Annotated in this window: 4 protein-coding genes; 2 read left to right on the top strand and 2 right to left on the bottom strand. The window is 68.3% G+C overall.

The features are described from left to right. Positions 1-1,334: HRDC domain-containing protein (locus QZ271_RS13520; protein WP_291432348.1), on the top strand; the 1,334-nt coding region annotated here is incomplete at its 5' end. A 325-nt stretch (positions 1,335-1,659) separates the two neighbouring features. Here the strand turns inward: QZ271_RS13520 and odhB are convergent. Further along, the gene (gene odhB, locus QZ271_RS13515) at positions 1,660-2,877 is read right to left on the bottom strand and encodes a 2-oxoglutarate dehydrogenase complex dihydrolipoyllysine-residue succinyltransferase (protein WP_291432346.1); all 1,218 of its coding nucleotides are present in this window, start codon (positions 2,875-2,877) and stop codon (positions 1,660-1,662) included. Between the two features lie 150 nt (positions 2,878-3,027). Continuing rightward, positions 3,028-5,874 carry a 2-oxoglutarate dehydrogenase E1 component gene (locus QZ271_RS13510; RefSeq protein WP_291432344.1) on the bottom strand — a complete coding sequence of 949 codons (2,847 nt, stop codon included), beginning with the start codon at positions 5,872-5,874 and terminating at the stop codon, positions 3,028-3,030. 150 nt (positions 5,875-6,024) lie between these two features. Here QZ271_RS13510 and QZ271_RS13505 point away from each other — a divergent pair, with 150 nt between their 5' ends. Further along, a complete protein-coding gene (locus QZ271_RS13505) occupies positions 6,025-6,264 on the top strand; it encodes a hypothetical protein (protein ID WP_291432342.1) in 240 nt (79 codons plus the stop codon). Positions 6,265-6,538: the final 274 nt, after the last annotated feature.

The raw sequence follows: 6,538 nt of genomic DNA, 5'->3' as shown, positions 1-6,538 counted from the left end.
GGCCGACCGCGCTGCTGCTGGCCCCGGACGCCGTGGCCGACACGGCGGCCCCCTCGGGCGGGGTGCTCGCCGCCGCGCGCAGCGTCAGCGGGGGCGTGCTGGTCACACCGGGTCTGGAGGACCTGAGCGTGACCCTGGACCTGTTGCAGCGTGAGACGGCTCAGCAAGGCGCCAGCGACGGTGTTAATCAGCACAAGCCTAATCAGCAGGGAGTCGGCCAGCAGGGTTTCAGCGCCGCGCCGCGTGACCCGGAGGCCGCCCAGGGTGACGCGGGGCGCAGCAGCCGGGGTGAGGAGCGCCGCGAGTTCCGCTCTGGCCGCCGCGACCGCCCGGACCGTGCGGGTGACCGCTTTGCACGCGGTCGCCGCGACGAGTTCCGCCGTGAAGGCCGTCCGGACGAGCGTTCCGAAGGCGGCGCTGCCGATAGCCGCAGTGACAGTGCCTCCCGTGACAGCGCTGACCGTGACAATGCCCCCCAGAACGGCGCCCCCAGGGACGGCGCGGCGCGTGATCTGCCGCGACCGGACGCACCGCTGCGCGAGGACGCCCGCCCGCAGGGTCGTCCAGCCGAGCGGGGCCGTGACCAGTCCGGTGCGGCGCAGCCTGAGCGCGTGACCTTCGACGCTCCCGCCCGCACCGGACAGGCCAACCCCACGCAGGCCAACCCCACGCGGAACGTCCCGGATCGCCCCGCCACGCCCATGCCGAGCAGCGCCGTAACCCCTGCGCCGGACTCCGCGCCGGAGGAAACCTGGGAGCCGGAAATCGTGTTCAGTGATTCTCCGTCCAGCACCCCGGACATTGCTCCGGCGCCGCTGCCCGCACCGATCACCACCGGCGGCGCAGACGCGCCCGAAGAGGACGCAGACGCGCCCCTGGAGCCGCATCTGCCTGGGGTTCAGGATGGAGGGACGGCTGAGCCAGTCGCCTCTGACCCCGAGGCCCCCCAGACCGAAGGTCGCGGTCGCCGTGGGCGCAGCGAGGGCCGCCCTGAGGGCCGGGGGGCCGGGCGCCCCGCGCGGGACCGTCAGCCGCCGCCCGTGGCGGACGTGACCCCCGTGCTGCTCACGCCGGACCTGCCGGGCGGCCGGGAGGACCCGGCGGCGGACCTCAGTGACGAGCAGGCAGAGGTCTACGCCCGCCTGCGCGACTGGCGCAACGCCGAGGCCAAGCGGCAGGAGATGAGCCGCTTCATCGTGGCGAGCAACGCGACCCTGGCCGAGATCGCGCGCCGCGTGCCGTATACCGAAGCGGACCTGCACGAGGTGCGAGGCATGGGCCCCGAGCGTCTGCGCAAGTACGGCGAGAAGATCCTGGAAATCGTGCGCGGCTGACACACACTGTCAGGGGGCGGGGGGCAGGGGAGACGCTCTCCGTATGATACGGACTCCGATTGAATGGGCTGCAAAGCCCGTTCAATCCGAGCGGAGCGAGTGGGAGCATAACGGGTTCCGGACGTGGAGCCGGCAATCCGGCGAAGTTCCGGGTTGTCGGCGAAACAAACGGAATCCGTATGACAGGTCCGGTAATGTGCTGGACCTGTCAGCTCCACGGCCGGAAGCCCATTCGGCTCTCAATCGTTGTGAACTGTCGAAAGTCGGTGGTCGGTAGAGGGGGAGTCCCTTCCATCGACCATCAACTTTCAACCATCAACCCGACTTACAGTTCCAGCAGCATCCGCGCCGGGTCTTCCAGCAGGTTCTTGATGGTGACTAGGAACTGCACGGCTTCCTTGCCGTCAATGATCCGGTGGTCGTAGCTCAGGGCGATGTACATCATGGGCGCGATGACGACCTGCCCGTTCTGCGCGATGGGCCGCTCGATGATGTTGTGCATGCCCAGGATGGCGCTCTGCGGGGCGTTGATGATGGGCGTGCTCATCATGGACCCGAAGGTGCCGCCGTTCGTGATGCTGAAGGTGCCGCCGCTCATGTCTTCCAGGGTCAGTTTCCCGGCCTTGGCTTTCTGCGCGAAGCCGCCGATGGCTTTCTCGATCCCGGCGAGGCTCATCTGTTCGGTGTCCCGCAGGACCGGCACGACCAGCCCGCGGTCACTGGCGACCGCGATGCCGATGTCGTAGAAGCCGTGGTAGATGATGTCCTTGCCTTCCACGCTGGCGTTCACGACCGGGAAGGCCTTGAGGGCCTCGGTGGCGGCGCGCACGAACAGGCTCATGAAGCCGAGTTTCACGCCGTGCTTGTTCACGAACTGATCCTGGTACTTCTTGCGCAGGTCCATGGCGGGCTGCATGTTCACTTCGTTGAAGGTCGTGAGGATCGCGGCGGTGTTCTGCACGTCCTTCAGGCGCTCACTGATGCGCTGGCGGATGCGGGTCATGGGAACGCGCTGCTCGGGGCGCGCGCCGGCTGGAATGCTGGCCGCCGGGGTGCCCGCTGCCTGGGTGCCCGCCGGAGCCTGCTGGCCCACGGCGCCCATGGCGTCGGCCTTGGTGATGTTACCTTTCGGGCCGGTCGCGGGAATCTGCGCGGGGTTCAGGTTGTTCTCCACAACGACCTTGCGTACCGCCGGGGACAGGTCTTCACGGCGCCCTGCGTCTGCCGGGCCGGCCGCAGCGGGCGTGGCGGCGGGAGCCTCAGGTGCGGCCGCTGCCGGTGCTTCAGGGGCTGGGGCCGGGGCGCTGCCCGCGTCCCCCACGACTCCCAGCGTCTCCTCGCTGAGAACCGTGTCGCCCTCCTGCTTGGCGATGCTGGTCAGCACGCCGTCTTGCAGGGCCGTGACTTCCAGCACGACCTTGTCAGTCTCGATTTCAGCCAGGACCTCGCCGCGTTTGACCGCGTCGCCGGGCTTCTTGTGCCATGTCAGCAGCGTACCCTCGCTGACAGACTCGGAAAAAACTGGAACTTTAATGTCCGCCATAACGCTCTCAGTTATACCCCTCCGGGACTGTGACTGAGACGGGGACGCCCCGCGGGACCCCAACCGGGGAAACGCGCGGGCGGGCCGCTCCCGGAGGAACGTGGCCCGCCCACATGAAGTTCCGGCCGCCGCAGGGGCGTTCGGGTGCGCTCAGCCCTCCTGTTTGGCCGCCTGGGCGAGTTCCTTCTGGTCCTCTACCACCCCACGGTTGAGCTTCTCGCCCAGCGCGTCGGCGATGACCTTGGCCTGCTCCTTGGCGTGCACGCTGGCGTACCCGGCGGCCGTGCTGGCGCTGCGGGGACGGCTGGCGTGCGTGAGCGTCTGCCCGTCCGCCAGGACTTTCTCCAGGTCTTCCCAGATCATCAGCCACGCGCCCTGATTCTCGGGTTCTTCCTGGGCCCACACGACCTGCGCGCCGGGGTGGCGGGCCAGTTCAGCGGCCAGCGCCTCAGCCGGGAAGGGGTACAGCTGCTCCAGACGGACCAGCGCGACCCCCTCGTATCCCTGCTCGTCGGCGCGGCGGGCCTCGCTGAGTTCCCAGTGCAGTTTGCCGCTGCTGATGACCACGCGGCGCGCGCCCGTCACCTGGGCGTCCCCGATGACCTCGCTGAAGCGGCCCTCGGCCAGTTCCGACAGGGGACTCATGGCCAGCTTGTTGCGCAGCAGGCTCTTGGGCGTCATGACGATCAGCGGCTTGCGGTACGGGCGCAGCACCTGACGGCGCAGCAGGTGGAAGATCTGCGCGGCACTGGAAGGCACCACGACCTGCATGTTCTTCTGCGCGCACAGCTGCAAGAACCGCTCCAGGCGGGCGCTGCTGTGCTCGGGACCCGCGCCCTCGTAGCCGTGCGGGAGCAGCAGCGTCAGGCCGCTCAGGCGCTGCCACTTGCTCTCACCGGCCGCGATGAACTGATCGATGACGGTCTGCGCGCCGTTGGCGAAATCACCGAACTGCGCTTCCCAGGCGATTAGGCCGTTTGGTTCACTGGTCGAGTACCCGTACTCGAAGGCCATGACGGCCTCCTCGGACAGTGTCGAGTCGATGACCTCGACCCGGCCCTGCCCGTCACGCAGGTGCCCCAGCGCCATGTACTCCTCGTTCATGGGGTCCTGACCGTTCTGATCGTGCAGCACCGCGTGACGGTGCACGAAGGTCCCGCGCCCGCTGTCCTGACCGACCAGCCGCACGCCGTAGCCCTCGTCCAGCAGGCTCGCGTAGGCCAGCATCTCGCCCATGCCCCAGTCGAGCGGCTGCTCCCCTTTGGCCATCGCCCGGCGCGGCCCGATGACCGTGCGCTCGATGGTGCGGTGCACCTTAAACCCTTCGGGCACCTCGGCCAGCTGCGTGCCCAGCGCCTCCAGTTTCTCGCGGGGCACGGCGGTCGGCACCTCGTCGTGCCACTGGGTGTCGGTGTAGCCGGACCAGTCCACCGCCAGTTTGCTCTGCGCGAGGTTCTCCATCTCGGTCACGACCGGCTCGGCGCGGTCCAGGCGGTCGCGGTACCCCTCGACCATCTGGTCACCCTCGCCCGGCTGGAGCACGCCCGCCTTCTCCAGGCTGGCGGCGTACAGCGCCCGCGTGCCCGGATGCTTGTCGATCTCGCGGTACATGATCGGCTGCGTCATGCGCGGCTCGTCGCCCTCGTTGTGCCCGTTGCGGCGGAAGCAGATCAGGTCGACGAACACGTCCTTGCCGAACTCCTGCCGGTACGCCAGCGCCAGGTCCCCGCAGAACGCCACGGCCTCGGGATCGTCCCCGTTCACATGCAGCACGGGCGCGTTGGCGATCTTGGCCACGTCCGTGCAGTAGCGGCTGCTGCGCGTGTCACGCGGGTCGCTGATCGTGAAGCCCACCTGGTTGTTGATCACGATGCGCACCGCCCCGCCGGTCGCGAAGCCACGCAGGCGCGACAGGTTCAGGGTCTCCATGACCACGCCCTGCCCACTCACGGCCGCGTCACCGTGCACGGTGATGGGTAGCACGCTGCGGCGCGACTCGTCACCCCGGCGGTCCTGGCGGGCACGGACACTGCCGTGCACGACCGGAGACACGATCTCCAGGTGGCTGGGGTTGAACGCCAGCGCCAGGTGCATCGGCCCGCCCGGCGTGCGCACGTCACTGGAGTACCCCATGTGGTACTTCACGTCGCCTGCCACGTCCGGGTCCTCGCTGATCTTCTTCTTGCCGTCGAACTCGTCGAACAGCACACTGGCGGGCTTCCCGAAGATGTTCACCAGGGTGTTCAGGCGGCCACGGTGGGCCATGCCGATCACGACTTCCTTCACGCCCTGCACGCCCGCCTGCTGAATCACGCGGTCCAGAAGCGTGATGAAACTCTCGCCACCTTCCAGGCCAAAGCGCTTGACGCCCGGGTACTTGTTCTTCAGGTACAGTTCGAGGCCCTCGGCGGCATTCAGTTTGTACATGAACCGGCGGCGCTCCTCGGCGGAGTACACGCCCCGGCCCCGGTTCTCCTCGATACGCCCCTGGAACCACGCGCGTTCCGTGGCGGGCAGGTAACTGAACTCGAAGCCGATGGTCCCGCAGTACGTTTCGTGCAGCTGCGCGATCACGTCCCGCAGCGGCCCGCTGAACGGCCCGTCATGCACCTGCTCGCTCAGGTCGGCGGCCGACAGTCCGTAGTACTCGGGCGTCAATTCCGGCACGACCGGCAGGCCCCGGATGTTCAGCGGGTTGGTGCGCGCACTGATGTGCCCGTACACGCGGTACGCCGTGATCAGCGCCCCCGCTGCCTGCTGCGCCCCACTGACACCCTGCGGCGCCGGAACGACACCGCCCCCCCGGCGCTGCGTGCCCAGCTCGTAGAACGCCTGCTGAACGGCTGAATGAGACGTTTCCTGCGCGCCCCCACGAAGTTCATCGAAGTAGGAACGCCACTCGGGATCCACACTCTGCGGGTCGGCCAGGTACGCCTCGTACAAACCCTCGATAAAGGCTGCGTTCCCGCCTGACATGATCGTCTGCGACTGCGTCATAACACCTCAGCATACCCCCGCCGCGCGCCGCGCATGCCACCTGACCACCCGCCTCATGTTCCCCCGCGCGTACCACCCGACCCACCCCCACGCACCCGCGCCGGGGGCCGCCCGCACCCACGCCGCCCCGCGACCCTTTAAGCTGGTGGTATGCAACTCCTGTCCCGCCTTGCCACCGCCCTGGGCCTGATCATTCTGGTCGTCGCCGCGATCCTGCTCGGGAAGGACGTGATCGACATCAACCAGCTGCACGCCGTGGCGAACGCCAACCGCAGCACCAACTTCCCCAGCCCCCTGAACAACGTGCTGATCACCGCCGGACTGGCCGCGCTGGGCGGCCTGCTGACCGGCCTGGGCCTGAGCCTCCCAGCCCGCCGCAACCCCCGCTGACCAGGCACCGGGCGCGCCACTGGCCGCCTTGCCCCGTCTGGTTGGCAAGGCGGCCACGCGCACGCGCCTGATACGGACTGCCGCGTGTTTCGTTCACAACCCGGAAACACACCGGGTCGCCAACTTTGCGCCCCGAAGCCGCGTTGCTCCCACCCGGTCAGCTCCGATGGAATGGTTGTTAAAAACCATTCCATCAGGGTAACTGCTCAGCAGGGTGACTTCCGGGAGTCGATTGGGTAAGGTGGACCATCAGCGAGACTCCCTGCCCAAACTG

This window comes from Deinococcus sp., from assembly GCF_018260555.1.
Lineage (GTDB): Bacteria > Deinococcota > Deinococci > Deinococcales > Deinococcaceae > Deinococcus.
This window is presented reverse-complemented; position numbering and strand designations above follow the sequence as displayed.

What these genes read in the sequence shown, in the direction of transcription:
- odhB (WP_291432346.1), bottom strand. Translation starts at nt 2,877, where the DNA reads ATGGCGGACATTAAAGTTCCAGTTTTTTCCGAGTCTGTCAGCGAGGGT.
- QZ271_RS13510 (WP_291432344.1), bottom strand. Translation starts at nt 5,874, where the DNA reads ATGACGCAGTCGCAGACGATCATGTCAGGCGGGAACGCAGCCTTTATC.
- QZ271_RS13505 (WP_291432342.1), top strand. Translation starts at nt 6,025, where the DNA reads ATGCAACTCCTGTCCCGCCTTGCCACCGCCCTGGGCCTGATCATTCTG.